Annotated in this window: 26 protein-coding genes and 1 tRNA gene; 16 read left to right on the top strand and 11 right to left on the bottom strand. The window is 63.2% G+C overall.

Annotated features, from left to right (window positions below; translation table 11 throughout):
- Positions 1 to 42 precede the first annotated feature (42 nt).
- Together hrcA and grpE are read left to right on the top strand one after the other, a co-directional pair.
- Entirely contained in the window at positions 43 to 1,131 is a 1,089-nt protein-coding gene (gene hrcA, locus ACMYR2_RS18680; RefSeq protein ID WP_347263005.1) for a heat-inducible transcriptional repressor HrcA, read from the top strand.
- 93 nt (positions 1,132 to 1,224) lie between these two features.
- Positions 1,225 to 1,818 (top strand): nucleotide exchange factor GrpE, encoded by a 594-nt coding sequence (gene grpE, locus ACMYR2_RS18675; RefSeq protein ID WP_347262991.1) that lies wholly within the window; start codon positions 1,225 to 1,227, stop codon positions 1,816 to 1,818.
- A gap of 49 nt (positions 1,819 to 1,867) precedes the next feature.
- Here grpE and ACMYR2_RS18670 read toward each other — a convergent pair whose 3' ends face one another.
- The gene (locus ACMYR2_RS18670; RefSeq protein ID WP_347262992.1) at positions 1,868 to 2,806 is read right to left on the bottom strand and encodes a hypothetical protein; all 939 of its coding nucleotides are present in this window, start codon (positions 2,804 to 2,806) and stop codon (positions 1,868 to 1,870) included.
- Positions 2,807 to 2,840: 34 nt separating this feature from the next.
- Between ACMYR2_RS18670 and ACMYR2_RS18665 the strand changes: the two genes are divergently transcribed.
- From ACMYR2_RS18665 to ACMYR2_RS18635, 7 genes are all read left to right on the top strand, one after another.
- Positions 2,841 to 2,981: a hypothetical protein gene (locus tag ACMYR2_RS18665; RefSeq protein WP_347262993.1), complete on the top strand. Its 141-nt coding sequence runs from the start codon at positions 2,841 to 2,843 to the stop codon at positions 2,979 to 2,981.
- Between the two features lie 218 nt (positions 2,982 to 3,199).
- Positions 3,200 to 5,092: a molecular chaperone DnaK gene (gene dnaK / locus ACMYR2_RS18660; protein ID WP_347262994.1), complete on the top strand. Its 1,893-nt coding sequence runs from the start codon at positions 3,200 to 3,202 to the stop codon at positions 5,090 to 5,092.
- 154 nt (positions 5,093 to 5,246) lie between these two features.
- Positions 5,247 to 6,383 carry a molecular chaperone DnaJ gene (gene dnaJ, locus ACMYR2_RS18655; RefSeq protein ID WP_347262995.1) on the top strand — a complete coding sequence of 379 codons (1,137 nt, stop codon included), beginning with the start codon at positions 5,247 to 5,249 and terminating at the stop codon, positions 6,381 to 6,383.
- 92 nt (positions 6,384 to 6,475) lie between these two features.
- Positions 6,476 to 7,078 (top strand): class I SAM-dependent methyltransferase, encoded by a 603-nt coding sequence (locus ACMYR2_RS18650; protein ID WP_347262996.1) that lies wholly within the window; start codon positions 6,476 to 6,478, stop codon positions 7,076 to 7,078.
- A gap of 437 nt (positions 7,079 to 7,515) precedes the next feature.
- A complete protein-coding gene (locus ACMYR2_RS18645) occupies positions 7,516 to 8,094 on the top strand; it encodes an NAD(P)H-dependent oxidoreductase (RefSeq protein ID WP_347263006.1) in 579 nt (192 codons plus the stop codon).
- Positions 8,095 to 8,198: 104 nt separating this feature from the next.
- Positions 8,199 to 9,011: a 4-hydroxy-tetrahydrodipicolinate reductase gene (gene dapB / locus ACMYR2_RS18640; protein ID WP_347262997.1), complete on the top strand. Its 813-nt coding sequence runs from the start codon at positions 8,199 to 8,201 to the stop codon at positions 9,009 to 9,011.
- A gap of 166 nt (positions 9,012 to 9,177) precedes the next feature.
- A complete protein-coding gene (locus ACMYR2_RS18635; RefSeq protein ID WP_347262998.1) occupies positions 9,178 to 9,801 on the top strand; it encodes a 2,3-bisphosphoglycerate-dependent phosphoglycerate mutase in 624 nt (207 codons plus the stop codon).
- A 6-nt stretch (positions 9,802 to 9,807) separates the two neighbouring features.
- Here the strand turns inward: ACMYR2_RS18635 and ACMYR2_RS18630 are convergent, their stop codons facing one another.
- Together ACMYR2_RS18630 and ACMYR2_RS18625 are read right to left on the bottom strand one after the other, a co-directional pair.
- Positions 9,808 to 10,716, bottom strand: a complete 909-nt coding sequence (locus ACMYR2_RS18630; protein ID WP_347263007.1) for a methylated-DNA--[protein]-cysteine S-methyltransferase — start codon at positions 10,714 to 10,716, stop codon at positions 9,808 to 9,810.
- 54 nt (positions 10,717 to 10,770) lie between these two features.
- Positions 10,771 to 11,295 carry a DUF2244 domain-containing protein gene (locus ACMYR2_RS18625; protein WP_347262999.1) on the bottom strand — a complete coding sequence of 175 codons (525 nt, stop codon included), beginning with the start codon at positions 11,293 to 11,295 and terminating at the stop codon, positions 10,771 to 10,773.
- Between the two features lie 22 nt (positions 11,296 to 11,317).
- Between ACMYR2_RS18625 and nth the strand changes: the two genes are divergently transcribed.
- A complete protein-coding gene (gene nth / locus ACMYR2_RS18620; RefSeq protein WP_347263000.1) occupies positions 11,318 to 12,217 on the top strand; it encodes an endonuclease III in 900 nt (299 codons plus the stop codon).
- A gap of 306 nt (positions 12,218 to 12,523) precedes the next feature.
- Here nth and rpsA read toward each other — a convergent pair whose 3' ends face one another.
- The 4 genes from rpsA to aroA form a co-directional block, all read right to left on the bottom strand.
- The gene (gene rpsA, locus ACMYR2_RS18615; protein WP_416193451.1) at positions 12,524 to 14,227 is read right to left on the bottom strand and encodes a 30S ribosomal protein S1; all 1,704 of its coding nucleotides are present in this window, start codon (positions 14,225 to 14,227) and stop codon (positions 12,524 to 12,526) included.
- Between the two features lie 334 nt (positions 14,228 to 14,561).
- Positions 14,562 to 15,269, bottom strand: coding sequence for an FkbM family methyltransferase (locus tag ACMYR2_RS18610; RefSeq protein WP_347264647.1), 708 nt, complete (start codon positions 15,267 to 15,269; stop codon positions 14,562 to 14,564).
- Positions 15,270 to 15,295: 26 nt separating this feature from the next.
- On the bottom strand, positions 15,296 to 15,934 hold the full coding sequence (gene cmk, locus ACMYR2_RS18605; protein ID WP_347264646.1) for a (d)CMP kinase: 639 nt from the start codon (positions 15,932 to 15,934) through the stop codon (positions 15,296 to 15,298).
- Positions 15,931 to 17,259, bottom strand: coding sequence for a 3-phosphoshikimate 1-carboxyvinyltransferase (aroA, locus tag ACMYR2_RS18600; RefSeq protein ID WP_416194136.1), 1,329 nt, complete (start codon positions 17,257 to 17,259; stop codon positions 15,931 to 15,933). Before aroA ends, cmk begins: the two co-directional genes overlap by 4 nt.
- A 166-nt stretch (positions 17,260 to 17,425) precedes the next feature.
- Here aroA and ACMYR2_RS18595 point away from each other — a divergent pair, with 166 nt between their 5' ends.
- The 5 genes from ACMYR2_RS18595 (at position 17,426) to ilvD (ending at position 21,493) form a co-directional block, all read left to right on the top strand.
- Positions 17,426 to 17,839, top strand: a complete 414-nt coding sequence (locus ACMYR2_RS18595) for a TIGR02300 family protein (RefSeq protein ID WP_347264645.1) — start codon at positions 17,426 to 17,428, stop codon at positions 17,837 to 17,839.
- 202 nt (positions 17,840 to 18,041) lie between these two features.
- A tRNA-Ala gene (locus tag ACMYR2_RS18590) sits at positions 18,042 to 18,117 on the top strand.
- 344 nt (positions 18,118 to 18,461) lie between these two features.
- Positions 18,462 to 18,887 carry an Hsp20 family protein gene (locus ACMYR2_RS18585; RefSeq protein WP_009796516.1) on the top strand — a complete coding sequence of 142 codons (426 nt, stop codon included), beginning with the start codon at positions 18,462 to 18,464 and terminating at the stop codon, positions 18,885 to 18,887.
- 98 nt (positions 18,888 to 18,985) lie between these two features.
- Complete coding sequence (locus ACMYR2_RS18580) at positions 18,986 to 19,252, top strand: DUF1150 domain-containing protein (protein WP_347264644.1); 267 nt, start codon at positions 18,986 to 18,988, stop codon at positions 19,250 to 19,252.
- Between the two features lie 396 nt (positions 19,253 to 19,648).
- Positions 19,649 to 21,493, top strand: coding sequence for a dihydroxy-acid dehydratase (ilvD, locus tag ACMYR2_RS18575; RefSeq protein WP_416193450.1), 1,845 nt, complete (start codon positions 19,649 to 19,651; stop codon positions 21,491 to 21,493).
- Between the two features lie 317 nt (positions 21,494 to 21,810).
- Here the strand turns inward: ilvD and ptsN are convergent, their stop codons facing one another.
- From ptsN to ACMYR2_RS18555, 4 genes are all read right to left on the bottom strand, one after another.
- On the bottom strand, positions 21,811 to 22,272 hold the full coding sequence (gene ptsN, locus ACMYR2_RS18570; protein ID WP_141384261.1) for a PTS IIA-like nitrogen regulatory protein PtsN: 462 nt from the start codon (positions 22,270 to 22,272) through the stop codon (positions 21,811 to 21,813).
- Between the two features lie 247 nt (positions 22,273 to 22,519).
- Positions 22,520 to 23,116, bottom strand: a complete 597-nt coding sequence (gene hpf / locus ACMYR2_RS18565; RefSeq protein ID WP_347264642.1) for a ribosome hibernation-promoting factor, HPF/YfiA family — start codon at positions 23,114 to 23,116, stop codon at positions 22,520 to 22,522.
- A 56-nt stretch (positions 23,117 to 23,172) separates the two neighbouring features.
- Entirely contained in the window at positions 23,173 to 24,810 is a 1,638-nt protein-coding gene (rpoN, locus tag ACMYR2_RS18560; RefSeq protein WP_347264641.1) for an RNA polymerase factor sigma-54, read from the bottom strand.
- Between the two features lie 236 nt (positions 24,811 to 25,046).
- Positions 25,047 to 25,430, bottom strand: a complete 384-nt coding sequence (locus ACMYR2_RS18555; RefSeq protein WP_347264640.1) for a DNA-directed RNA polymerase subunit N — start codon at positions 25,428 to 25,430, stop codon at positions 25,047 to 25,049.
- Between the two features lie 164 nt (positions 25,431 to 25,594).
- Here ACMYR2_RS18555 and ACMYR2_RS18550 point away from each other — a divergent pair, with 164 nt between their 5' ends.
- On the top strand, positions 25,595 to 25,879 hold the full coding sequence (locus ACMYR2_RS18550; protein ID WP_347264639.1) for a hypothetical protein: 285 nt from the start codon (positions 25,595 to 25,597) through the stop codon (positions 25,877 to 25,879).
- The last annotated feature ends 4 nt before the right edge of the window (positions 25,880 to 25,883 follow it).

Raw genomic sequence — 25,883 nt, 5'->3', positions numbered from 1 at the left:
AGTCGCAGGCACGACACACATCATGCGCGGGAGATGACAGCGTTGGCCCATCACGATCCGATCGGTCTGATTGCACCGAACACCGGGCTTGCCCAGTTGAACGAGCGCTCGCGCGACATTTTTCGCCAGATCGTCGAGAGCTATCTTGCAACGGGCGAACCCGTGGGCTCCCGCAACATTTCCCGGCTGATCGCGGTGCCGCTCTCGCCGGCCTCAGTCCGCAACGTGATGTCGGATCTCGAACAGCTCGGGCTGATTTATGCGCCGCACACCTCGGCCGGGCGCCTGCCGACCGAGCTCGGCCTGCGGTTTTTTGTCGATGCCCTGATGCAGGTTGGAGATCTCACCGAACCGGAACGCCAGTCGATCCAGAACCAGCTCGCGTCGGTCGGCAAGGCGCAATCGGTCGAGGCCGCGCTGGAGGAAGCTTTGATGCGGCTGTCCGGATTGACCCGGGCGGCGGCGGTGGTCCTGACGGCGAAATCCAACGTACGCTTGAAGCATATCGAGTTTGTCAGGCTGGAGCCCGACAAGGCGCTGGTGGTGCTGGTCGCCGAAGACGGGCAGGTCGAAAATCGCGTGCTGACGCTCGCGTCCGGCGTTCCGGCTTCAGCGCTGACGGAGGCGTCAAATTTTCTGAATGCCCGGATTCGCGGCCGGACCCTCGCCGAGGCGCGGCTCGAGCTGGAAACCGCGTTGACGCAAAGCAAGGCGGAGCTCGATCAGCTTACGCAAAAAATCATCGCGGCCGGAATTGCGAGCTGGTCCGGCGGCGACAGCGCCGACCGGCAACTGATCGTGCGCGGCCATGCCAACCTGCTCGAGGATCTGCATGCGATGGAGGACCTCGAACGCGTGCGGCTGTTGTTCGACGACCTCGAAACCAAGCGCGGGGTAATCGATCTGCTTGGCCGCGCCGAGCGCGCCGACGGCGTGCGCATCTTCATCGGCTCGGAAAACAAGCTGTTCTCGCTGTCGGGATCCTCGACGATCATCGCGCCCTACAGCGATGGCGCCGGCCACATCGTCGGCGTTCTCGGGGTGATCGGACCGACCCGGCTGAACTACGCGCGCGTGATCCCGATGGTGGACTATGCCGCCCGCATCGTCAGCCGGATGCTCGGCAGATGAGCCAGGAACGCCGCGCTTGATTTCTACGCCTGAAGCACGATATCCCGCACGACCATTCCTTTCCATTCGAGACAATCGCGAGAAGGCTGCGTAATGACCGATTCCGACGGCAAAACAGACAAGTCCGGCGAACCGGCTGCGGAGGTCGAGCCGGTGGTATCCAAGCCGTACATCATGCCGGACGATCCCGAGGACGACGCGCTGGACGCGCTGAACAAGCAGCTCGCAGAGGCGAAAGATCGGACGTTGCGCACGTTGGCGGAGATGGAAAATCTGCGCAAGCGCACGGCGCGGGAGGTGTCGGACGCGCGCACCTACGGCATTTCGGGCTTCGCGCGCGATGTTCTGGAGATCGCCGACAATCTGCAGCGCGCACTTGATGCGGTGCCCGCGGATGCGCGCGCGGCGCCAGATCCCGGCCTGAAAGCCCTGATCGAGGGGGTGGAACTGACCGAGCGCTCGCTGCACAACGCTCTGGAAAAACACAGCGTGAAAAAGTTCGATCCGGCCGGCGAAAAGTTCGATCCCAACGTCCATCAGGCCATGTACGAAGTTCCCGATCCGTCCGTCCCCGTCGGCACGGTCGCCCAGGTCATTCAGGCCGGCTACATGATCGGCGAGCGGGTGCTGCGTCCGGCGCTGGTGGGCGTCGCGAAGGGCGGAGCCAAGGCGGCGGCGCCGGAATGAAGCCAGCCGCGCCGGAATAACGGCCGCCTCGGTTTGAGGGCTTTGCTGCTTACCGCGGCCGGATCCCGTCACGAACCGCGCGGAAGCGCGGAAAAACTTCCGACCATTCGCTCCGCGGCGTGCTCCCGATCAGGCGCATGGCCGTTTTTCCGCTGCCGAACACCAGCCACTGCACCACGGTCACCGGCGTATTGGTTCGCGTGTTGGTGGCGTCGATTCGCGTTTCAAAGCCGGGCGATCCGTTGATCCGAATCGGCTCCGACATGGTGATGCGTCCCTCGCGCAGGTTCGGGATCGTGGCGGCGACATCGCGCGCGAACCGGCTCCGATCATCCGGCCGCTCCGGGACCGAACCGATCGGGCTGATGATGATGAAGGCGCTGCCGTCGATGTTGTTTTCCGTTTCCGCATCCGACAAAAGGATGACGGCTCCCGGCGCCAGCGTGCGGATCAGTTTGAAGGAGCTCAGCTCGCTCAGCTTGAAGGGCAGCAGGCCCAGTTGCTCCTCGAGCGGGACTTCCTTGCGCAGGGCGACCGTTGCGAACATCTTCTGCACGGCCTCGTCGGAATAGATCTTCCCGACGTTCTCCGGCACCTGCGCCGCGACGTATCCGGAAAAGGTGCCGCCCGAAATCACCATTGAATAGCGCCGGACATTGTCTTCGCCGTTCTTGGCGGTCTCGACGATGAAATAACCCTGCCCGCTCGCGGTCTCAAGGCCTTGCGGCTTTGGCCCTCGAGGGTCGACGACATTCGATTTCGCGACGATTTCCACGTCCCTGAAAGCGGCGACGGGGAGCTCGGCGACGACGACCTTGACGCGCTGGTCCGCAGTCTCGAACCCCGGAAATGTCTTTGCCGGATTGAGTCCTATCAGCGGAACCAGCCCGATCCGACTGCCCGGCGCATAGATCACGTCGTCGGCGAGGGACGGGTTAGCCCCGCTCAGCAGGCAGAGAATGGCAAATACGTGCAGAAAATGTCTCATGCGCGCTTATCTGGATTTGCATTGAGGCCGTTCAATGATCGTCAGGCCGACGGTCCGGGAAGATGATTCAGAGGCTGCATTCTACGAAACCTGGGTGCCGCATCAAGCGCATGAGCCGTCGGCGCGCGACGCAGCGACCGTCTCCACCATGGCCCAAGGCGGCTGGTCCGGCTAGGTTAATTATCGGCTTGTCCAGACCGTCCCCTGCTGGCTGGAGACGCAAAAGAATTGGGTTTTCAGCCGGCGGAGGGATGTCCGGTCCTTGCGGCCCCCACCCCCCCTCCTATATGAGGCTCACCGTCGCTATATCGCGAGTAATTGATATCTGGGGGTCTGGATGAGGGTGCCGTCAGGGCCTGGCCGGACTGCCGCAACAAGAGGGATATGAGGACCATGGGAAAGGTCATTGGGATCGACCTCGGCACCACCAATTCGTGCGTGGCGGTAATGGACGGCAAGACGCCGAAAGTCATTGAGAACGCGGAAGGGATGCGGACCACGCCGTCCATCGTCGCCTTTAGCGATGATGGCGAGCGTCTCGTCGGGCAGCCGGCCAAGCGCCAGGCCGTCACCAATCCCGAGCGGACCATTTTCGCCGTCAAGCGCCTGATCGGCCGGCGCTACGACGACCCCACGGTTGAAAAGGACAAGCAGCTTGTCCCTTACAAGATCGCCAAAGCCGGCAACGGCGACGCCTGGGTCGAGGCCGATGGCAAGACCTATTCGCCGTCACAGATTTCGGCCTTCACGCTTCAGAAGATGAAGGAGACCGCCGAGGCTCATCTCGGTCAGAAGGTTGATCAGGCCGTCATTACGGTGCCCGCCTATTTCAACGACGCACAACGTCAGGCGACCAAGGACGCCGGCAAGATCGCCGGCCTCGAAGTGCTGCGTATCATTAACGAGCCGACCGCTGCCGCGCTCGCCTACGGTCTCGACAAGTCGAAGGCCGGCACCATCGCAGTGTACGACCTCGGCGGCGGCACGTTCGACGTCTCGGTTCTCGAGATCGGCGACGGCGTATTCGAGGTGAAGTCGACCAACGGCGATACGTTCCTCGGCGGCGAAGACTTCGACATGCGTCTGGTCAACTATCTCGCGGACGAATTCCAGAAGGAGCAGGGCATCAACCTGCGCAACGACAAGCTGGCCTTGCAGCGGCTGAAGGAAGCCGCGGAGAAGGCGAAGATCGAGCTGTCGTCGACCACGCAGACCGAAATCAATCTGCCGTTCATCACGGCCGACCAGTCCGGCCCGAAGCATCTGACGATGAAGCTCACGCGCGCCAAGTTCGAGGCGCTGGTCGATGATCTCGTTCAGAAGACCATCGAGCCGTGCCGCAAGGCGCTGAAGGATGCCGGCCTGACGGCGGGCGAGATCGGCGAAGTGGTGCTGGTCGGCGGCATGACGCGCATGCCGAGGGTCCAGGAAGTCGTCAAGCAGTTGTTCGGCAAGGAGCCGCACAAGGGCGTCAACCCGGACGAGGTTGTCGCGATCGGCGCGGCGATTCAGGCCGGCGTGCTGCAGGGCGACGTCAAGGACGTCCTGCTGCTCGACGTCACGCCGCTGTCGCTGGGCATCGAGACGCTGGGCGGGGTGTTCACCCGCATCATCGACCGCAATACCACGATCCCGACCAAGAAGAGTCAGGTGTTCTCGACAGCCGAGGACAACCAGAACGCCGTCACCATTCGCGTTTTCCAGGGCGAGCGCGAAATGGCTGCGGACAACAAGATCCTCGGCCAGTTCGATCTGATGGGCATTCCGCCCGCTCCGCGCGGCATGCCGCAGATCGAGGTGACGTTCGACATCGATGCCAACGGCATCGTCAACGTTTCCGCCAGGGACAAGGCGACCGGCAAGGAACAGCAGATCCGCATCCAGGCCTCGGGCGGCCTGTCGGAGGCCGACATCGAGAAGATGGTCAAGGACGCGGAAGCGAACGCCGCCGAGGACAAGAAGCGCCGCGAGGCCGTGGACGCCAAGAATCAGGCGGACAGCCTGGTGCATTCGACCGAAAAGGCTCTCACCGAACACGGCTCGAAGATCGAGGAAAGCGAACGCCGCGCGATCGAGGATGCGGTCAGCGATCTGAAGGAAGCGCTGAAAGGCGACGATGCCGAGGCGATCAAGGCCAAGACCAACACGCTGGCGCAGGCCTCCATGAAGCTCGGCGAGGCCATGTATAAACAACAGGCCGAGGCCGATGCCGCCAAGGACGCCGCGAAGGATGATGTCGTCGATGCGGAGTTTACCGAGGTCGACGACGACAAGAAGTCTGCTTAAACGGCAGGACTGACATGACCCCGCCCCCGAACGAGTGCTCATCGCGTCTCGAAGGGCGGGGTCACGCTTGTTCAAGCGAGACCCTTCATCCAGCGATGAGCCAATTTTCTTATGCGTCTTCCGTAATGAAGCGACGTTCGAGCGGAATGGACTGATGTCGAACAAGCGCTGTTACTACGAAACCCTTGAAGTCGATCGGAACGCGGACGAGACCAAGCTCAAGGCGGCTTTTCGCAAGCTGGCCATGAAATGGCACCCGGACAGGAATCCGGGCGACGCGACCAGCGAGGTGCGCTTCAAGGAAATCAATGAGGCCTATGAGGTCCTGAAGGACGGCAACAAGCGCGCGGCTTACGACCGCTTTGGCCATGCCGCGTTCGAGCAGGGTGGCATGGGCGGCGGCGCGGCCGGGTTCGGCGCAGGCTTCGCCTCATCATTCTCCGATATCTTCGAGGATCTGTTCGGCATGGCCGGGCAGCGCGGCCGGTCGGGTGGCCGCGAACGAGGCGGAGATCTTCGATATAATATGGAGATCACGCTTGACGAGGCTTATCATGGCAAGACCGCCCAGATCGAGATTCCGGTCTCGGCGACGTGCGAATCGTGCTCAGGCACCGGCGCCAAGGCCGGGACCAAGCCGAAGAACTGCGCGATGTGCGGCGGCGCCGGCCGGATTCGTCAGGCTCAGGGCTTCTTCACGCTGGAGCGCACCTGTCCCGGCTGTCAGGGGCGGGGCCAGATGATCGAGGATCCCTGCCCGTCCTGCGGCGGGTCGGGCCGCGTCAATCGGGAGCGCTCGCTTTCGGTCAATATTCCCGCCGGCGTCGAGGATGGCACCCGCATCCGCCTCGCTGGCGAGGGTGAGGCGGGAGTCCGTGGCGGTCCGCCCGGCGACCTCTACATTTTCCTCTCGCTGGTCCCGCATCAGTTCTTCCAGCGGGATGGCGCCGATCTGCATTGCCGCGTTCCGATCTCAATGGTCGCCGCCGCTCTTGGCGGGGAGATCGAGGTGCCGACCATCGACAAGGGCAAGACCAAGGTGCGGGTGCCGTCGGGAACCCAGTCCGGCCGCCGCTTCCGCATTGCAACAAAAGGAATGCCCGTGCTGCGCTCTCGCCAGACCGGCGACATGTATGTCCAGGTGGTGGTGGAAACGCCGCAGAACCTGACCAAGAGACAACAGGATCTTCTGGCCGAGTTTGAAAAGCTGTCGTCGGGAGAGACTCAACCCGAGGCGGCTGGTTTCTTCACTAAGGTCAAGGACTTCTTCGGCACTCGGGCCACCCCGTAATCACCGTTTTGCTTGACCGGACCGATCGCCGGATGTACCTGTGTATAACTTAAGCCTGCCTCCCTGCCAGTATTGACCCACCTGGGTGCGAAATGCCTTTGCAATTGTCCGCGCGTGCGTCGAAGAAGCCCCTTCGTCTTGATGATGAGGTCCGCTTTCTCCGCTCGTGGATTGAAAAACCGCTCCATATGGGTGCGGTCATGCCGTCCGGACGTATCCTGGCGCGTACGATGGCGCAGTATGTCGATGTCGCATCCACCGACCCGGTCATTGAGCTGGGACCGGGGACCGGTGCGATCACCAACGCGCTGATCGAGCATGGCGTCGATCCGAAACGTCTGGTGCTGGTCGAATACGATCCCGGCTTCTGCGCGCTGCTTCGCGACCGCTACCCGCAGGCAACGATCGTACAGGGCGACGCCTATACGTTGCGGGACTCGCTATGGAACGTGCTGAGCGCGCGCGCTTCGGCGATCGTCTCCGGCCTGCCGCTCGTCACCAAGCCGATGTTGACCCGGCTCAAGCTGATACGGGACGCCTTCGCGACGCTCGCCCCCGGCGCCCCCTTCGTGCAGTTCACCTATTCGGTGGTGCCGCCCATTCCCAAGTCTCTCCCGGGCATTTCGACTGAAGCGTCCGAGCGGATCTGGATGAACCTGCCTCCCGCGCGCGTCTGGGTGTATCGCAAGCGCTGATGCGCCATGGCGTTTTCGCGCGAAGCATGCCCTCGGGACTAGAGCATCGGACCCGAAAGTGGGAACCGGTTTCGGGATAAATCCGATGCTCAATCAATTAACTGGAGCGGCGGCGCTGATTCCATTTGACCGGCCGCCGCTCTAGTCCGGGATGAATGCCGCTGTTACTCCCAAGAATTGTTACTCACAAGAGTTGTTGCTCCCAAGAATTATTGTCCGGTCGCATTTTCTCGCGGCGAACAGGTCACGACATCGCCGGAAAATGCTCTACTTTGCGGGTTGAGAAGTTTGCTTCATTTTCCATGCGCTTGCCTCAAGCAAACTTCCAGAGCCCTTCAAATCCGAAGTCCGCTCCGAAAGGCGCCGCGCAATAAGGCGAACGTCAGGTTCAGGGCGCAAGCACGACGGCAGGTGTCCCTGCAATGCGATCGACAGGTCTGTTCGCACCGAAAATCCTCATCATTCCCGGTTCGCTTCGCACCGGCTCGCAGAATGCAAGGCTTGCCGCCGTCATAGCCGAGGAATTTGTCCGAGCTGATGTTGAAGTCACCCGGATTTCGCTTGGAGACTTCCCGCTGCCGATCTACGACGCCGACCTGCAGGCAGATGCAGGCGTGCCCGCAAGCGCCGTCAACCTCAAGCAGATGATCGCCGCGCATCATGGGGTTCTCCTCGTGACGCCCGAATACAACGCTTCCCTGCCGCCATTGCTCAAGAACGCGATCGACTGGATATCACGCGTCGAGAGTCCGCATGAAGCACGCGGTCAGGTTTTCCATGAGCGCGCATTCGCGATCGCGTCGGCTTCCCCGGGCCGGTTTGGCGGCGCACGATGTCTGGCCCAGTTGCGCCTGATCCTTACGGCATGCGGGGCGATGGTGATCCCCAATCAACTGGCGCTGTCATTCGCCGGCGACGCCTATGACGATAGGGAGCGGTTGAAGCGTTCGGCGGATGCCGATGCGCTGAAGAAAATGGTACGCCAGTTGATCACGGTCGCCGGGAATACGCCGTGAGGCCGCGCTGAACGGGAACGGCGCCGCGCGGCAGATGCGGTGCCTGATTGGTTGCCGCGAAACGCAGCCCCCGCTATACCGCAGAAGCATTCGAGGACTCGGCCGTGGCTGACATGCGTTTGATTGTTGCAGGAGCAGGCGGCCGGATGGGCCGCGCTTTGGTGCGCGCGATTGCGGAAACCGATGGGGCCGTGCTGGCTGGCGCGCTCGAGGCGCCGGAATCCGAACTTATCGGGAAAAACGCTGGCGTTCTGGCGGGCCTTCCCGGCAGCGGAATCGAGGTATCGGCGGATCTCTGGTCATTGTCGGCGAATGCTGACGGCATCCTGGATTTTACCGTTCCGGCCGCGACCATCGCGAATGTGGCCATCGCCGCCGAGCGGGGGCTGGTCCATGTCATCGGCACCACCGGCCTTTCGGCGTCGGATATGGCCGTGATCCGGAGCGTGACCTCACGCACGGCGGTCGTGCAGTCGGGTAATATGAGTTTGGGCGTCAACCTGCTCGCCGCGCTGGTGAAGCGCATGGCGCAGGCCCTCGACGACAGTTTCGATATCGAAGTTCTCGAGATGCATCACAGGGCCAAGATCGATGCGCCTTCGGGCACCGCCTTGATGTTGGGGCAGGCGGCGGCGGACGGGCGCAAGGTCGATCTGGATCAGCGAGCGGTGCGCGGGCGCGACGGTATTACCGGCGCCCGCGAGGCGGGCGACATCGGTTTTGCCTCGCTCCGGGGCGGCAGCGTGTCAGGGGATCACAGCGTCATCTTCGCGGGTCCCTATGAGCGCATAACACTGTCGCACCATGCCGAGGACCGGATGATTTTCGCGCATGGTGCATTGAAGGCGGCAAAGTGGGCGTTTGGTAAGCCGCCCGGCCTCTACTCGATGTCCGACGTGCTCGGGCTGGACGTTTAGTATTGCGGTTATTACGGCGTTTTCGAGCGAAGCATGTCCTCCGGCTCGATCCGAGGATGGATACCGGTTCGCGCGAAGACGACGCGTCAAATCAAAATCTGAGAGCCACGCTTTTGATTTGCCAGAAGCGGAAAGGCTCCAGGAACTCAGGAATGGAGCAGGAAGAATGAGCGAACGTCTTCTGGTGCTCGTGCGTCACGGCCAGAGCGAATGGAATCTGAAAAACCTGTTCACAGGCTGGAAGGATCCGGATCTGACGGAGCTTGGCGTGACGGAGGCGAAGGATGCGGGGCGCAAGCTGAAGGCGCAGGGCTTTGTTTTCGACATCGCCTTCACCTCGACGCTGATCCGTGCCCAGCACACGCTCGATCTGGTGCTGAAGGAATTGGACCAGACCGGAATTCCAGTCAGGAAAGACCAGGCGCTGAACGAGCGGGACTATGGCGATCTTTCGGGCCTCAACAAGGACGAGGCTCGCAAGAAGTGGGGCGACGAACAGGTGCTGATCTGGCGCCGGTCGTATGACGTGCCGCCGCCCGGCGGCGAAAGCCTGAAGGATACGCTGGCGCGAACGCTGCCTTACTTCGTGCAGGAAATCCTGCCATGCGTTCTCCGCGGCGAGTGCACGCTCGTGGCGGCGCACGGCAATTCGCTGCGCGCGCTTGTCATGGTGCTGGAAAAGCTGTCGCCGGAGCAGATTCTCGCGCGCGAATTGGCGACCGGCGCGCCCGTGATCTATCGGCTCAACGCCGATGCGACGGTGGCCTCGAAACTCGATCTCGCGGCCTGACAAGCTTCATTCCAGGCCAATCCGCCCGGCTTCCCACCCCAGCATCGCGTGCTTGCGGGTGATTCCCCAGTGATACCCCGTCAGCGCGCCGCTTTTGCCGAGCACCCGATGGCAGGGCACGACGAATGACACCGGGTTCTTGCCGACAGCGGCGCCAACGGCCCGCGAGGCGGTCGGGCGATCGATACTGGCGGCGATGGTTGAGTAGGTCGTGACCTTCCCCATGGGAATCCTGAGCAGGGTCTGCCAGACCCGGACCTCGAAATCGGTCCCGATCAGGATCACGCGCAGCGGCTGGTCGGCTCGCCAGAGGCTCGTATCGAACACGCGCCGCGCCAGCGCGCCGGTGCGGCCCGTGTCCTCCACATAGGTCGCATTGGGCCATCGCCGCTTCATATCAGCGAGCGCGGCCTGCTCGTCGCCGGTGTCGGCAAAGGCTAGCCCGGCGAGACCGCGGTCGCTGGCGATCACGACCGCGATGCCGAAGGGCGAGGGATGAAAGCCGAAAGCGAGCTTCATGCCAGAGCCGCCATTCTTCCATTCGCCGGGTGACATCGCCTCATGCGTAACGAACAGGTCATGCAGGCGCCCCGGACCCGAGAGGCCGGAATCAAGGGCTGCATCGAGCACGCTGGCGGATTTGCGCAATAATCCCTTGGCGTGGTCGAGCGTCAGCGCCTGCATGAACAATTTCGGGGTCAGGCCCGCCCAGCGCCGGAATAGATGGTGCAATTCGTCCGGCGTCACGCCGGCGGCGTCAGCCATCGCTGCGATGGCAGGCTGCGAACGCCAGTTTTCCGAGATGAAGGCGATCGCTCGCCGCACAGCATCATAGTCGCGCAAGGCTGCACCCGGCGCGTCCGGCTGCGTCATGCGCGAATCAGCCGGAGCAGGATTTTTCGCAAGCGTCATCATAGCCAGGATGTAGGACGGTCGCCGTCTGCCGGCCACCCGATTTCCGGCGACCCTTCAGGTCACCGGATTGTAGATCGGCCCGCGCTTCGCGAGTTGGAGCGCAGAGGACAAGGCTTTGACGAAACTGAGCTTCTCGTCAGGCCCCAGGAAATTCGCGATCGATATCCGGCGGCCGCGCGACACCAGATAAAGCCGCTCGATGCCGTACTCCTCGTGAACTCTCTGGTCGACATGCACCCAAAGCGGATTCGAAACCCACTCGACGATGTGGCCACGATGACTGGTGCGGCGCACCCTGAGCTCGGAATGGGTGATGGAAATTTCCTCGGTCGCCAGAGCGCGTTTGAAATTGATGCGGAAAGCCCAGTAAATGGCGAGGACATCGAGGCCGAGAAAGCCGAATACCGGCCAGGCTCCCATCAACAGGAAGACCATTCCGGTGGCGAAACTCGCCAGCGCCAGTACAGCCATCAGCACCATGAAACCGGCGTGATTTAATGAACGGTGCGGCGTCAGCAGCGCCGAAAACAGCGTCTGTTCGGCGGGTCCGGGGCCAGCCAGATTATTGTCTGAGGTCATCGTTAATCACTATACCACGATCATGTCTAAAAACATCCGCCGCAGCTTTGCAAGGCAGAAGCCCGCAGCCGGGATTGGCAAATCATTCAGGGAGGACTCTGTAGCGAACCCTCGGCAGCAGGAAGCCGCTGCGGCGGCAGGAGGGCAGTCCAAGGGAGCAGAGAAGAAGAGAAGCGGAAAGCCGCCGGCGCTCCAGGTGGAGCCGGTCTCCGGGGGCAAGCGGGCCGTCAAGCCGGCGCGAGGACCGGCGGAACCGCCGCCACCTTTCAAGCCGTGGACGCCGACCGAAGTCCGCGAGGCCTTCGCGCGCTTCCGCAGTGCCAATCCGGAGCCGAAAGGCGAGCTCGAACACCTCAATCCCTACACCTTGCTGGTCGCGGTGGTGCTGTCGGCCCAGGCCACCGACGCCGGTGTCAACAAGGCCACACGCGCCTTGTTCGCTGCCGCCGACACGCCCGCCAAAATGCTGGCGCTCGGGGAGGAGAAGGTCCGCGACTACATCAAGACCATCGGACTCTATCGCACCAAGGCGCGGAACATCATCGCGCTTTCGGAAAAACTGCTCACGGAGTTTGATGGCGATGTACCGCCCAGCAGGGCGGGGATCGAATCGCTGCCCGGCGCGGGACGCAAGACCGCCAATGTCGTGCTCAACATGGCTTTCGGGGAGCGCACCATGGCGGTTGACACGCATGTTTTCCGCGTCGCCAATCGCACGGGCATGGCGCCGGGGAAGACGCCGCTCGAAGTGGAGCTCGGGCTTGAGCGCGTGATCCCTCACCAATTCATGCTGCATGCGCATCACTGGCTGATCCTGCACGGACGTTACACCTGCCTGGCGCGATCGCCGCGCTGCGAAGTGTGCCTGATTAACGACCTGTGCCAATGGCCCGACAAGACGATAGGGCGCGCGCCGTCATGATCGATCAGGCCCGTGGATGTTCAGATACCATCGTCCTTAACAGTAACGGGGTACGCCCCGTGAAGTTCCGGCTCCCCGCGACGAAAGAACAAGACAAACAAAAAGGCCCCGGGGGAACCGGGGCCTTGATGCGTGGTAGGTCTCATCGCGAGCCACCGGCGGATCGGGAGCGTTCCCGGTCCGCATTAGAGCATCGGACCCGAAAGTGGGAACCGGTTTCGGGATAAATCCGATGCTCAATCAATTAACTGGAGCGGCGGCGCTGATTCCATTTGACCGGCCGCCGCTCTAGCGTGATTGTCGCGCCTACTTGTTGTCGGTGCGCTGTTTCAGCACGGTGCCGAGGATATCGCCCAGCGTTGCTCCCGAGTCGGAAGAGCCATACTGCGCGATGGCTTCCTTCTCCTCGGCCACTTCGAGCGCCTTGATCGAGACCTGCACCTTGCGGGCCTTCTTGTCGAACTGGATGACGCGGGCATCGACCTTCTCGCCGACGGCGAAACGCTCGGTGCGCTGGTCGTTGCGATCCCTCGCCAGTTCGGAACGCTTGATGAAGGTCTGGAACTCGGTGCCGGAAATCTGCACCTCGATGCCGCCGTCCTTGACCTCGAGCACCTCGCAGGTGACGACCGCGCCTTTCTTGACGTCGCCCGGTTCGGCGAACGGGTCGCCCTCGAGCTGCTTGACGCCGAGCGAGATGCGTTCCTTCTCGACATCGACGTCGAGCACGACGGCCTTGACCATGTCGCCGCGCTTGAAGTTGTCGATGACCTGCTCGCCCGGCTGCTTCCAGTCGAGGTCGGAGAGGTGGACCATGCCGTCGACATCGCCCTCCAGGCCCAGGAACAGGCCGAACTCGGTCTTGTTCTTGACCTCGCCCTCCACGGTCGAGCCGACCGGGTGCTTCTCGATGAACGCCTCCCAGGGATTGCGCATGGTCTGCTTGAGGCCGAGCGAGATGCGGCGCTTGACGCTGTCGACCTCGAGCACCTGAACCTCGACTTCCTGCGAGGTCGAGACGATCTTGCCCGGATGCATGTTCTTCTTGGTCCAGGACATTTCCGAGACGTGGATCAGGCCCTCGATGCCCGGCTCCAGCTCCACGAAGGCGCCGTAGTCGGTGATGTTGGTGACGCGGCCGGTGAAGCGGGCGCCCAGCGGATACTTGGCCTCGATGCCCTGCCACGGATCGTCCAGCAACTGCTTCATGCCGAGCGAGATGCGGTGGGTCTCGTGATTGATCTTGATGATCTTGACCTTCACGGTCTGGCCGATCGCGAGCACTTCGGTCGGATGGTTGACGCGGCGCCAGGCGATATCGGTGACGTGCAGCAGGCCGTCGATGCCTCCGAGATCGACGAACGCGCCGTAGTCGGTGATGTTCTTGACCACGCCGTCGATCACCTGACCCTCTTCGAGGTTCTGCACCAGCTCCTGCCGCTGCTCGGCGCGCGTCTCCTCCAGCACCGTGCGGCGGGAGACGACGATGTTGCCGCGGCGGCGATCCATCTTGAGGATCTGGAACGGCTGGGTGTTGTTCATCAGCGGACCGACGTCACGAATGGGACGGATGTCCACCTGCGAGCGCGGCAGGAAGGCGACGGCGCCGTCGAGATCGACGGTGAAGCCGCCCTTGACCTGATTGAAGATGACGCCGTGCACCTTCTCGTTATTCTGGAATGCCTTTTCGAGCTTGCCCCAACTCTCCTCGCGGCGCGCCTTGTCGCGCGACAGCACGGCTTCGCCGAGCGCGTTCTCGATGCGATCAAGGAACACCTCGACCTCGTCGCCGACCTTCAGCGTGCTCTCGCGACCGGGACCGGAAAATTCGCGCAACGCCACGCGGCCTTCGGTCTTGAGGCCGACGTCGATGACGGCCATGTCCTTCTCGATCGCAACCACCTTGCCCTTGATGACGGAGCTTTCCTGCAGGCTGCCGCCCGCGAAGGACTCATCGAGCATCGCGGCGAAATCGTCACGGGACGGATTGAGGATATCAGTCGAAGCCATGTGTTCTCCAATGCGGCGACCGGCAGTTCGGGTTGATGTGCGTTTCGCGCGGGAAGGGTCAGGGGTCCGCAGCCCTGACGACCATCGTGCGGAACATGCAACGACGGGCCGGCGGCAAGCTTTCACGTTCGAAACGATGATGTGGTCCGGCGCTATTCACAAGCGATCGACCGCAGAGCGATCAATATCGAGACTGAGCGGACGTTCCTCCAATGGCGGCGGGAGCTTGAAACTCCGGCCGGTCCGCTCGGACAGCCTCGACACTTCGACGATGATCCGGACGCCGCGATATACCGTCAAAGCCGCAAGCGAACAAGGCCTTTGTAAGCCTGCCTCAACCGCGCGGCCTGAACAGGAAGTTATTGCAGTAGTCCGGACGATCCCAGAATCGCGGACCCGACTGCTTCTGGTGAACCGCCGGATCAAACGCCGATACAGGCTGCAGCGAACCTCGCTTGAAGAAAAACCCTTCATATCCAAGCCGATCGAGCAATCCGAAGACATCCTCGACCGTGGTTTCCGCAAGGTGCCTCGCCTCACATTCGAACACGAGCCAGGGCCGCGCTTCGGATAGCGTGCGCCGGGCGCCCTGGAAGATCTCCAGTTCCGCCCCTTCCGCATCGATCTTGATCAAGGAGACGCGCTGTCCGGGCCGCAGGTAATCGTCGAGCGCGACCACGGGAACCTGCAGCCGCGCGCCGCCGGGCGCGGACGCGACCAGCGAGGCGCCGGGCGAACCGATCGCGGGGATGGCAAGATCGAGTACGCCGCTGCCCGACCACAACGCCTTCTGCTCGATGATGACATTGTGCCTTGGCGCGACCTCGCGCAGATAGGCGGCGAGAGAGGGCTGCGGTTCGAATGCGAGGACGCGGCCGGAACCGCCGACCCACCGTGACAGCCAATAGACATAGCTGCCCTTGTGAGCGCCGACGTCGCACACGGTATCGCCCGGTCTGACATGGCCGCCGATGATCGAAAGCTCGGCGCGCTGATCCCGCCATCGTGCTTTCAGCGCACGCCACACGAAACGCGCATTCATTGCTGCCTCCGGGACCAGCCGAGCGGTCACGCGCGGCCGGAACGGGCCTTCACCGACTCGACGATCGCGATCGCGGCCTTCAGGCCGGCTTCAATATCGAGGTTCGAATTATCCAGCACATGAGCGTCCGCGGCCGCCTTCAGCGGTGCAACGGGCCGGTTGCGGTCCCGCTCGTCGCGCTTGAGAATATCCGCCAGAACCACCGCCTCATCGACCTCCTCGCCCCGCGCCCGCGCTTCCAGCGTGCGCCGCCGGGCCCGCACGATAGGATCGGCCTCGACGAAAATCTTCACGTCGGCGTTCGGGCAGATCACGGTTCCGATGTCGCGGCCGTCGAGCACCGCGCCCGGCGGCTCGGATGCGAACTGGCGTTGAAAAGTCAGAAGCGCCTCGCGCACCTTGGGAAATGTCGAGACGACCGACGCGGCTTCGCCGATCGCGCGGGCCTTGAGAGCCGGATGGCCGAATTTCTCCGGATCGAGCTCAAGCGCGGCTGCGATCGCGCGCGTCTCGTCCGCCGGATCCGCGCCGGCGTCGAGCAAGGCCTTGGCGACCGCGCGATAGATCACGCCGGTGTCCAGATGACGAAAGTGATAGTGCGCGGCAAGGCGCTTGCCGAGGGTGCCCTTACCCGAAGCGGCAGGCCCGTCGATGGCGATGATCATGCGAAATCTGCTCCCAGCCGCTGCATCATCGGCACGAAATCGGGGAAGCTCGTGGCAATGAAGGCGATGTCGTCGACCTTGACCGGCGCGTCCGAGGCGCAGCCCATCACCAGCGCCGACATCGCGATGCGATGATCCATGTGGGTGGTGACGAGACCGCCGCCGGGCACGCGGCCGCGGCCCTCGACGATCAGGTCGTCGCCGGCGATCTCGACCGCGACGCCGCCCGCGCGCAGCATCGCGGCGGCGGCCTCGAGGCGATCGGATTCCTTGACCCGCAATTCGCGCAGGCCGCGCATCACGGTGGTGCCTTCGGCAAAGGCCGCGGCGACCGCGAGCACGAGATACTCGTCGATCATGGAGGGCGCGCGCTCCGCCGGCACCTCGATCCCGCGCAGCCGCGACGCCTTGACGCGCAGTTGCGCCATCGGCTCGCCGGCATCAAGGCGTGTTGCGCTTTCCTCGATCGACGCACCCATCTCGCGCAGCGTGACGAACAGGCCGGTTCGCAACGGGTTTGTCATCACGTCATCCAGCACGATGTCGGAGCCTTCCGTGATCAGCGCGGCGACGATCGGAAACGCCGCCGATGACGGATCGGCCGGCACCGTGACCGCCGCGCCGTGCAACTCGGGCTGCCCGGTCAGCGAGATTTTCCGCCCATGTGCACCCTCGGCCACGGAAACGATATCCGCGCCAAAATGCTTCAGCATCAGCTCGGTATGGTCCCGGCTGGCCTCGCGCTCGATGACGGTGGTGACGCCCGGAGCCGACAACCCCGCCAGCAGCACCGCCGATTTGATCTGCGCCGAAGCCACGGGCGTTCGGTACACGATCGGCAGCGGATCGCGCGCGCCTTCGAGCGTCAGCGGCAGGCGGCCGCCGTCGCTTTGCGAGATCACCCGCGCACCCATCAATTCCAGCGGATCGAGAATCCGGCGCATCGGCCGCGAGCGCAGCGAGCCATCGCCATCGAAGGTTGCGCGGATGGGGCAGCCGGCCACCGCGCCCATCACCAGGCGGCACCCCGTGCCTGAATTGCCGAAATCGAGCGGCGCTTGCGGCGTCGCGAATCCGCCGGTGCCGACGCCGCGCACCAACCAGGCGATCCCGCCGTGATCATCGGTCCGCCGCTCGACCTTTGCTCCCAGCGCCTGCATCGCCTTCGCGGTGTTGAGTACGTCCTCGCCCTCGAGAAGGCCCAGGATTCGGGTTTCGCCGACCGCCAGCGCGCCCAGAATCAGCGCGCGGTGGGAGATCGATTTATCCCCGGGCACCCTGACGCGCCCGGTCAATGACTGGCATTTTCGTGCCTCAAGCGGCATGGTCTGGCCGGAAAGTGTCAAACTGCGTATCCCCGTTGTGGCGGGCTGGTATCACAGGGACGACGGCGCGTCACGCCCGCGGACCGGTCTTCAAAGCGCTATTGACAGGGCCGCTGCAACTAGCCAAGTGAAGCTCCGTTTTTCAAGAACTCCCGGGATTCCACACGTGGCCAAATCCGAGCTCGGAACCAAGCGCATTTGCCCGACGACTGGCAAGAAGTTCTACGACTTGAACAAGAACCCGGTGATCTCGCCTTACACCGGCGAGGTCGTGCCGATCGTCGTGGCGCCGGTGCGCGGCCGCAGCGACGCCGCCCGCGCCGCCGCGGCGTCAGGAGCCGATGCGACGCCGGAGCCCGCCGAGACCGAAGAAATGGTCTCGCTGGAGGAGGCCGACGCCGAGGAGAACACCGGAAAGGTCAAGAAGGCCGTCGTCCCCGAGTCGGAGGACGATATCGAGATCGATGATACTCTCGACGAGGACGAGGACGATGATTCGACCTTTATCGCCGACGAGGAAGAGGGCGACGAGGACGTCACCGACATCATCGGAGACGTCGGAGACGACGAGGAGACTTGAGATCGGCCCTGAACTGTGGTTCAGGGTCTCTGCGGATCGCGCCGTCCGATGAGGTATGGAGCGGTCGAGTGCGGGATGAGGACGAGAGCGGGATCAGGAAAGGTGTGGTGCGGTTTTCCGTACCCCTCTCGCTCTCAGATAATGGAATTGATCACGTCCATGTTTTCCGGTCGAATTTATCCGGAACCGTGAACGTGATCCTGGGGCCATAGCTCAGCTGGGAGAGCGCTTGCATGGCATGCAAGAGGTCGGCGGTTCGATCCCGCCTGGCTCCACCACGCCCCATCCTTTCCAGGGATGTCGTGACCGGGGATGTGGCGATATGCGGCGCGTGCATTCGTTGAGCGCCTGCGGCTCGCAGATGGCGTTCCTGTTCTGATATCAAGGCTTTGGTGCCGCGCCGCACACCTTGAACGGCGTGCAAATCATGCCATATTTGATTCGACCGTCTGGAAACGTCAGGCGGCCAGCGGGGCGCCGCAAGGGCCCTGCGCTTGATCCGCCGAAATGTGGCGGTTCGGCCAATGGAACACGCGCCATCAACCCCGGTGCGCGACCGGACGCCCAACCGAAATCATTTTGCTGGTCGCGCGCGTCAAAGTCGCTTCGAGAGGACTTTGTAATGTCTCGTGTTCCTTCGTTGTCCAGTCCGTTCCTTCTGGGATTCGACGAGATCGAGCGGGCGCTCGACCGCGTCGTCAAAGGCGCGGACGGCTATCCTCCCTACAACATCGAGCGGTGCGACCGCGACAGCGGCGAGCCCGAACGGCTGCGGATCACACTGGCGGTGGCGGGGTTCACCCGCGACCAGCTCGATGTGACCATCGAGGAAAATCAGCTTGTGATCCGGGGCCGGCAGCAGGAGGATAAAGCCCGGCAATATATCCATCGCGGCATTGCCGCGCGCCACTTCCAGCGCACCTTCGTGCTGGCGGAGGGGATGTTGGTGCTGGGCGCGGACCTGAAAAACGGGTTATTGTCCATCGATCTGGCCCGGCCGGAACCTGAAAGGGTCGTTAAGACAATCGCGATCAATGAACACGAATAATGCACAACCCGATAAAACCCCGGTTAGCCGGCATAAAAGCTTTCGGGTGCAACAAGTAGCGGACTCGACCGCTTAGTCTGGTAAAAGGAGTCGAGACCATGAGTGAAGTGATTTCCACGATCCGGCCCGAAGGCGTCTCCACCGAATCGCTGGCGCAGCTCGGTGAAGGCCACATCGCCTATGTGAAGCAGGTGCGTTCCGAGGACGTGCCGGAGCTGTTTCCGCAGGCTCCGCGAATCGCGCCGGGCCTCATGCTGTTCGCGCTGCACGCCGCCGACGGCACCCCGATCATGCTCACCGATTCGCGCGAGGCCGCGGTCGCGAGCGCCTGGAGCAACGAGTTGCAGGCCGTCAGCGTGCATTAGAGCATGATCCCGAAAAGTGGATACCGGTTTTCGGATAAGATCATGCTCAAACAAAAAAGATAAGCGACGAGCCTGATTCAACGCAGTTGAATGGACTCTAGAGCGGCGGCCGGTCAAATGGAATCAACGCCGCCGCTCCAGTTAATTGATTGAGCATCGGATTTATCCCGAAACCGGTTCCCACTTTCGGGTCCGATGCGCTAGCGCGTATTCCGCAAAAGTGGATACCGGTTTTGCGATCAGAATACGCGCGAAATTATTGATTGAGAGGCACGCCGCCGCGCGGCAGACGTGAGCAGGGAAGCGGCGGCGCGTCGGGCGCAGCCGCTTTTTGGTTTGCGGCCTTCGGCGGCGGGGGTATGGTCCCGCCAAAACCACTGACCGGTCGGAAAAAACATGCCCGCCTATCGCTCCCGCACCTCCACCCACGGCCGCAACATGGCCGGCGCCCGCGGCCTGTGGCGCGCCACCGGCATGAAGAACGAGGATTTCGGCAAGCCGATCATCGCGGTGGTCAACTCCTTCACCCAGTTCGTGCCCGGCCACGTTCACCTCAAGGATCTCGGCCAGTTGGTGGCGCGCGAGATCAAGAAGGCCGGCGGCGTCGCCAAGGAGTTCCATACCATCGCGGTGGATGACGGCATCGCGATGGGCCATGACGGCATGCTCTACAGCCTGCCCTCGCGCGAGGTCATCGCCGACAGCGTCGAATACATGGTCAACGCGCATTGCGCCGACGCCATGGTCTGCATCTCCAATTGCGACAAGATCACGCCCGGCATGCTGATGGCTTCGCTGCGCCTCAACATACCCTCGGTGTTCGTCTCCGGAGGCCCGATGGAATCGGGCAAGGTCACGCTCAACGGCAAGGTCAGGTCCGTCGACCTGATCGACGCCATGGTCGCCGCCGCCGACGACAGCGTGAGCGATGCCGATGTAGAGGCGCTGGAACGCTCGGCCTGCCCGACCTGCGGTTCGTGCTCGGGCATGTTCACCGCCAATTCGATGAACTGTCTGACCGAGGCGCTCGGACTTGCCCTGCCCGGCAACGGCTCGGTGCTCGCCACCCACGCCGACCGCAAGGGCCTGTTCGTGGAGGCCGGACATCTCATCGTCGATATGGCGCGGCGCTACTATGAGCAGGACGACGCAAGCGTGCTGCCGCGCTCGGTCGCGAGCTTCAAGGCGTTCGAGAACGCGATGACGCTCGACATCTCGATGGGCGGCTCCACCAACACGGTGCTGCATCTGCTCGCCGCGGCTTACGAAGGCGAGGTGCCGTTCACGATGGCGGATATCGACCGGCTGTCGCGGCGCGTGCCGGTCCTGTGCAAGGTCGCGCCTTCCGTGCCGGACGTGCATCTGGAAGACGTGCACCGCGCCGGCGGCATCATGGGCATTCTGGGCGAACTCGATCGCGCCGGACTGATCGACGCCAGCCTGCCGACGGTTCACAGCAGTTCGCTGAAGGACGCTCTGGAACGCTGGGACATCAAGCAAACGAAAAGCGAGAGCGTGCGCACCTTCTACACGGCCGCGCCGGGAGGCGTCCGCACCGAAATCGCATTCAGCCAGGACAAGCGGTTCGAGGAGCTCGACGCCGATCGCGCCGAAGGCTGCATCCGCGACGCTGAACACGCCTTCTCGAAGGACGGCGGTCTCGCCGTGCTCTACGGCAACATCGCGCGCGACGGCTGCATCGTGAAGACAGCCGGCGTCGACGACAGTATTCTGACCTTCTCAGGCCCCGCGCGCGTGTTCGAAAGTCAGGATGCCGCGGTGGACGCCATCCTGGGCAACAGGATCAAACCGGGCGATGTGGTGCTGATTCGCTACGAGGGGCCGCGCGGCGGTCCGGGCATGCAGGAAATGCTGTATCCGACCAGCTATCTGAAATCGAAGGGGCTGGGCAAGCAGTGCGCGTTGATTACCGACGGCCGCTTCTCCGGCGGCTCATCGGGCCTGTCGATCGGCCACGTCTCGCCGGAAGCAGCGGAGGGTGGCGCGATCGGTCTCGTCGAGGAAGGCGATCTCATCGCGTTCGACATTCCGAACCGGAAGGTTCATCTCGATGTCAGCGACGCGGAACTTGAGCGACGCCGCGCGGCGATGGAGGCGAAAGGCGACAAGGCCTGGAAGCCGGCCGCTCCGCGCACGCGACGCATCACCATGGCGCTGAAAGCCTATGCCGCGCATACCACCAGCGCCGCGCTCGGCGCCGTGCGCGTGGTGAAGGACTGAGCTACCACGCGGGGCCCACCACGCGACCTTTCCGCTCCTAACGGAACCTGAGCATCTTGCGGCGAAATGGATGACCAGTTCGCCGCAGGAGAATGCGGCCGGACAACAGAGCCTCGCTTCTGATTTCATCAGAAGCGAGGCTCTGAAAACAAGAATCGTTCGAAGATCGGCTCCACTTTTCCACTTTCGGAAAATTGTGAGCCCGATGATCGGGACTGATTCGATCAGAAGCGGCGCCGCGAAACGACGACGCGGGCTGAAAACCGCTTCACGCTTTTTCCGTCATCCCGCTCTTGCCGCCGCAGCTCAACAACGGCTCAGGGAACGGTCGCCGGCGGCAGCGCCAGCACGGAATAGATCGCCTCCGCGTCGCGCGAGGCGCGCAGCTTGTTGGCGATGTCCTGATCGCGCAAGAGCCGTGCGATGCGCGCCAGCGCCTTCAGATGATCCGCGCCGGCGCCTTCGGGAGCGAGCAGCAAAAAGATGAGATCGACCGGTTGCCCGTCCATCGCTTCAAAATCGATCGGACGCTCAAGCCGTGCGAAAAGACCGAAGATCTTTTCAAGCTTCTGCAGCTTGCCATGCGGAATCGCAACGCCATAGCCGACCGCGGTGGTGCCGAGCTTCTCGCGCCGCAGCAGCACCTCGAAGATCGCGCGGTCGTTCTGACCTGTGAGTTCGGCAGCACGCGCCGCCAGTTCCTGCAGCGCCTGCTTCTTGCTGGTGACTTTCAATGCGGGAAGGATCGCCTCGGGTGCGACCAGATCCGTAATCATCATATGACGTTCCGAGGTGAGGTTTGCCGTCAGGTTGCGAAAGACACGTCAGACAAAGCAACAAACGTGAGCCCACATACGGGCGAACGCACACGGTAAGCGGTTCGCGGCCCTCCGGCCAGGATGACCGGCCTTATAGTCTAACGCGCGCCCGATGCCAAATCCCGGACTTTCGTCCGGGCCGGTGGAAAACCGGGCGCGAAGGCCGCGGACCATATGGATCGCCGTTCCAGGCGTCAATGGCGGCAGATCAGGCAGAGCCATTGACGGCCGGCGGGTCGATCCAGCCCACATTTCCATCAGGCCTGCGATAGATCATGTTCACGCGGCCGCTGGAGCCATGCTGAAACACCAATACGGGCGCGCCGGTGAAATCGAGTTCCATCACCGCCTCGCTGACCGAGAGCCGTCTCAGCGAAGTGATGGTTTCGGCGATGATCACCGGATTGAAAGCGGTGACCTCGCCCTCGCCGTCCATGGCCGGCGCCTCGATCACGTAGCTTGGCGCGTCGAGCCCGACGATCGCTTCCGCAGCGGCGCGCGCCTTGCGCGCCGAGTGATCCTTGAGACGGCTTTTGTAGCGGCGCAGCCGCTTTTCGATCTGCAACAGCGCCTGGTCGGCGCTGGCATAGGCATCCGCGGCATTCGATTCGGCTTCGAGCGTCACTCCTGAATCCAGATGCAGCGCGCAGTCGGTGCGGAAGCCGAAACCGTCCTTGCTCAGCGTGATGTGGCCCGAATACTGGCCATCGAAATACTTCCGGAGGACTTCGTCGGTCCGGCTGTTGAGACGCCCTCGCAGCGCGTCGCCGACATTGATGCTCTTGCCCGAGATTCGAAGTGTCATGACAAGCCTCATCGATCATGAGTGGGACGAGATTATCGGCTGTCGGGGGTGCGCAATCAAGCCGGTGCGGCATCACGCGAGCGGTTCGGCAGATTCCCGGTCTCCGTCCGCACGCCGCCGGGCAGATTCTGCTTTTCACGGCGGCGCTGCACCGAGGAAGGAATTCGCAGCGCTTCGCGATATTTCGCCACCGTGCGGCGCGCGATGTCAATGCCGGCATCACGCAGCCGTTCCACGATGGTGTCGTCGGACAGAATCGCCGACGGCGATTCGGCATCGATCAGCCGCTTGATGTGGTGCCGGACCGCCTCCGCCGAGTGGGCGGAGCCGCCGTCGGCCGCGGCGATCGAGGCCGTGAAGAAATACTTCAGTTCGAAAATGCCGCGATTCGTCGCCACGTATTTGTTGGCGGTGACGCGGGATACGGTGGACTCATGCATCTGGATCGCATCCGCCACGGTCCTGAGATTGAGCGGTCTCAAATGGGCGACGCCGTGCGCGAAAAAACCGTCCTGCTGCCGCACGATCTCGGTCGCCACCTTGAGAATGGTGCGGGCGCGCTGATCGAGCGCGCGGACCAGCCAGGTCGCGTTTTGCAGGCAGTCCGTGAAATAGGTTTTGTCGTCGTCCTTGCGGATCGTCTTTGACAGTTCGGCATAGTAGGTGTGGTTGACCAGCACGCGCGGCAGCGTCTCGCTGTTGAGTTCCACGAGCCAGCCGCCGTCCGGGCCGGGACGCACATACACGTCCGGCACCACCGACTGCGTGCGCGTTGTGCCGAATCGCAAGCCCGGCTTGGGATCGAGACGGCGGATTTCGCCGATCATCTCGGCGAGGTCTTCATCATCGACGCCGCAGATCCTGCGCAGGGCCGCGAAGTCGCGCCTCGCCAGCAGTTCGAGATGCTCGACCAGCGCCTGCATCGCCGGATCGTAGCGGTTCTTCTCGCGCAACTGGTTCGCAAGGCATTCGCTCAGGCTGCGGGCGCAGATGCCGGGCGGATCGAATGTCTGCAGTACCGCGACAGCGGCCGCCACATCGCTTTCGCTGGCGCCGAGCCTGGCGCCGGCTTCGCCGAGGTCGGCCGGCAGGTAACCGGCCTCATCGACGAGATCGATCAGATACCGTCCGATCAGGCGCTGAGCCGGCGAGGTGAGCGCCACCGCAAGCTGTTCGGAGAGATGTTCGCCGAGCGTTATCTCCGCCGCGACGAAAGCTTCGAGATTGTAGCTGTCATCGCTCGAGGCGCCGCCTCCCCATTCCGTGAACGCGCTCGGCGCGGCATCCTGCGCGGCCCGCGCCGCGGCCTCGGCCGGTTCTTCCGGAAAAACATTCTCAAGACCGCTGTCGAAGGTCTGCTCGATCTCCGCGCGGCTGCCGAGATCGCGGCTCATCCATTCGTCCGGCGTGGGCGCAGGGTCCTGAGCGCCGGTGCGCTCGGCCCCGCCATGGTCGTCGAACGCCGCTTCGTCACCTTCTGAATATTCAGCATCGCTTGCGGCCGACGGTTCAGGGACCGGCGGGTCGGGGTCTTCGCCGGCGCGCTCCAATAGCGGATTCCGCTCCAGTTCCTCCTCGACATACGCCGAAAGGTCCAGATTCGACAGCTGCAGCAGCTTGATCGCCTGCATCAGCTGCGGCGTCATCACCAGCGACTGGGACTGTCGAAATTCGAGTTTCTGCGTCAGCGCCATGCCAGCATCGATCCAAACGGTCCGATTCTTGCTTAGCTTTTCTGCGCACGGATGTACACGCTTGACCGGAGCGAATCCGGCTTCCGGCAACCAACCGGCTCCTCCGCAAGGACTCGGGGTAACGAAAAACTTGCGTTAGAGTCTGTTTCAACTGCGTTGAATCAGACTCGTCGTTGGCCTTTTTGTTTGAGCATGATCTTCTCCGAAAACCGGTTTCCACTTTTCGGGATCATGCTCTAGTAGTCCAAAGCTTGCACCGGGGGCATGGATGGCCTGGGATGAACCGCCTGCGGTTCGGCGGCCCTCGTTGCTATCGGAGTTGCGTGCTGGCGGGCCGTCTGCGCGCCCGGTGCGCGGCGGCGGCCGTTCTCAGTTGTCCGCTGTCGATGCGATCGTCTGGAGGATTGCCGTTGCCTGGCCGATGAACGGCGCAGACCCCACGAACGCGCAATCGATGGCCCCGCGGTGTAGCCGACCACCGCGCCGGCGAGCGCGCCGACCGGACCCAGCACCACCGCGCCCGATAGCGCGCCGAGCGCCGCGCTGCCGGCCCGCTCCTGTGCCATTGCCGCCGACGATAGCAACGCCAGCGACGCAACCACAGCAATGACTGTCTTCATCTCAGGCTCCCCGTTTCGCCGACGAGAACCGAAAAATGCGGCGAGACCGGGATCGTGCCGCCGCCGACATGCCCAGGGAACCTCCCAATTCGGCCATCGGCGCGGTTCAGCCTGGGAGGACTCCCGCCGGCTGCCCGGCGCGAAGCACACGAGGAAAACGTCATATGCTCAAGACCGGCCTTATAGCGGTTGTCGCCGCGGGCTTTCTTCTCGCGCTCCCCGCGTCCGCCGCGGACTTCTCCTTCACGGACGAGGCCCCGCAGATGATTTGCGACGACGACGGGAACTGCCATCGCGCGCCCCCGCCGCGTTTCGCCGAACGCTGGCGGGACGACGATGATGGCGATGACCTCGACGAGCGCCCCGACTATCATTCCGGCTATCATGCGCCGCCCGGCGGATTCTATCGCAACGACGGCCCGGCGCCGGACGATGGCGGCCCCTGGTGAAGAT

It is taken from the genome of Nitrobacter sp. TKz-YC01 (assembly GCF_047824785.1).
Lineage (GTDB): Bacteria > Pseudomonadota > Alphaproteobacteria > Rhizobiales > Xanthobacteraceae > Nitrobacter.
The sequence above is the reverse complement of the archived record's forward strand: the minus strand, read 5'-3'. Positions and strand labels throughout refer to the sequence as shown.

Bases quoted from the DNA above. Each gene is read 5' to 3' on its own strand.
- grpE (WP_347262991.1), top strand. From the start codon at position 1,225: ATGACCGATTCCGACGGCAAAACAGACAAGTCCGGCGAACCGGCTGCG.
- ACMYR2_RS18670 (WP_347262992.1), bottom strand. From the start codon at position 2,806: ATGAGACATTTTCTGCACGTATTTGCCATTCTCTGCCTGCTGAGCGGG.
- ACMYR2_RS18665 (WP_347262993.1), top strand. From the start codon at position 2,841: ATGATCGTCAGGCCGACGGTCCGGGAAGATGATTCAGAGGCTGCATTC.
- dnaK (WP_347262994.1), top strand. From the start codon at position 3,200: ATGGGAAAGGTCATTGGGATCGACCTCGGCACCACCAATTCGTGCGTG.
- dnaJ (WP_347262995.1), top strand. From the start codon at position 5,247: ATGTCGAACAAGCGCTGTTACTACGAAACCCTTGAAGTCGATCGGAAC.
- ACMYR2_RS18650 (WP_347262996.1), top strand. From the start codon at position 6,476: ATGCCTTTGCAATTGTCCGCGCGTGCGTCGAAGAAGCCCCTTCGTCTT.
- ACMYR2_RS18635 (WP_347262998.1), top strand. From the start codon at position 9,178: ATGAGCGAACGTCTTCTGGTGCTCGTGCGTCACGGCCAGAGCGAATGG.
- ACMYR2_RS18630 (WP_347263007.1), bottom strand. From the start codon at position 10,716: ATGATGACGCTTGCGAAAAATCCTGCTCCGGCTGATTCGCGCATGACG.
- ACMYR2_RS18625 (WP_347262999.1), bottom strand. From the start codon at position 11,295: ATGACCTCAGACAATAATCTGGCTGGCCCCGGACCCGCCGAACAGACG.
- nth (WP_347263000.1), top strand. From the start codon at position 11,318: ATGTCTAAAAACATCCGCCGCAGCTTTGCAAGGCAGAAGCCCGCAGCC.
- rpsA (WP_416193451.1), bottom strand. From the start codon at position 14,227: ATGGCTTCGACTGATATCCTCAATCCGTCCCGTGACGATTTCGCCGCG.
- ACMYR2_RS18610 (WP_347264647.1), bottom strand. From the start codon at position 15,269: ATGAATGCGCGTTTCGTGTGGCGTGCGCTGAAAGCACGATGGCGGGAT.
- cmk (WP_347264646.1), bottom strand. From the start codon at position 15,934: ATGATCATCGCCATCGACGGGCCTGCCGCTTCGGGTAAGGGCACCCTC.
- aroA (WP_416194136.1), bottom strand. From the start codon at position 17,259: ATGCCGCTTGAGGCACGAAAATGCCAGTCATTGACCGGGCGCGTCAGG.
- ACMYR2_RS18585 (WP_009796516.1), top strand. From the start codon at position 18,462: ATGTCTCGTGTTCCTTCGTTGTCCAGTCCGTTCCTTCTGGGATTCGAC.
- ACMYR2_RS18580 (WP_347264644.1), top strand. From the start codon at position 18,986: ATGAGTGAAGTGATTTCCACGATCCGGCCCGAAGGCGTCTCCACCGAA.
- ilvD (WP_416193450.1), top strand. From the start codon at position 19,649: ATGCCCGCCTATCGCTCCCGCACCTCCACCCACGGCCGCAACATGGCC.
- ptsN (WP_141384261.1), bottom strand. From the start codon at position 22,272: ATGATGATTACGGATCTGGTCGCACCCGAGGCGATCCTTCCCGCATTG.
- hpf (WP_347264642.1), bottom strand. From the start codon at position 23,116: ATGACACTTCGAATCTCGGGCAAGAGCATCAATGTCGGCGACGCGCTG.
- rpoN (WP_347264641.1), bottom strand. From the start codon at position 24,810: ATGGCGCTGACGCAGAAACTCGAATTTCGACAGTCCCAGTCGCTGGTG.
- ACMYR2_RS18555 (WP_347264640.1), bottom strand. From the start codon at position 25,430: ATGAAGACAGTCATTGCTGTGGTTGCGTCGCTGGCGTTGCTATCGTCG.
- ACMYR2_RS18550 (WP_347264639.1), top strand. From the start codon at position 25,595: ATGCTCAAGACCGGCCTTATAGCGGTTGTCGCCGCGGGCTTTCTTCTC.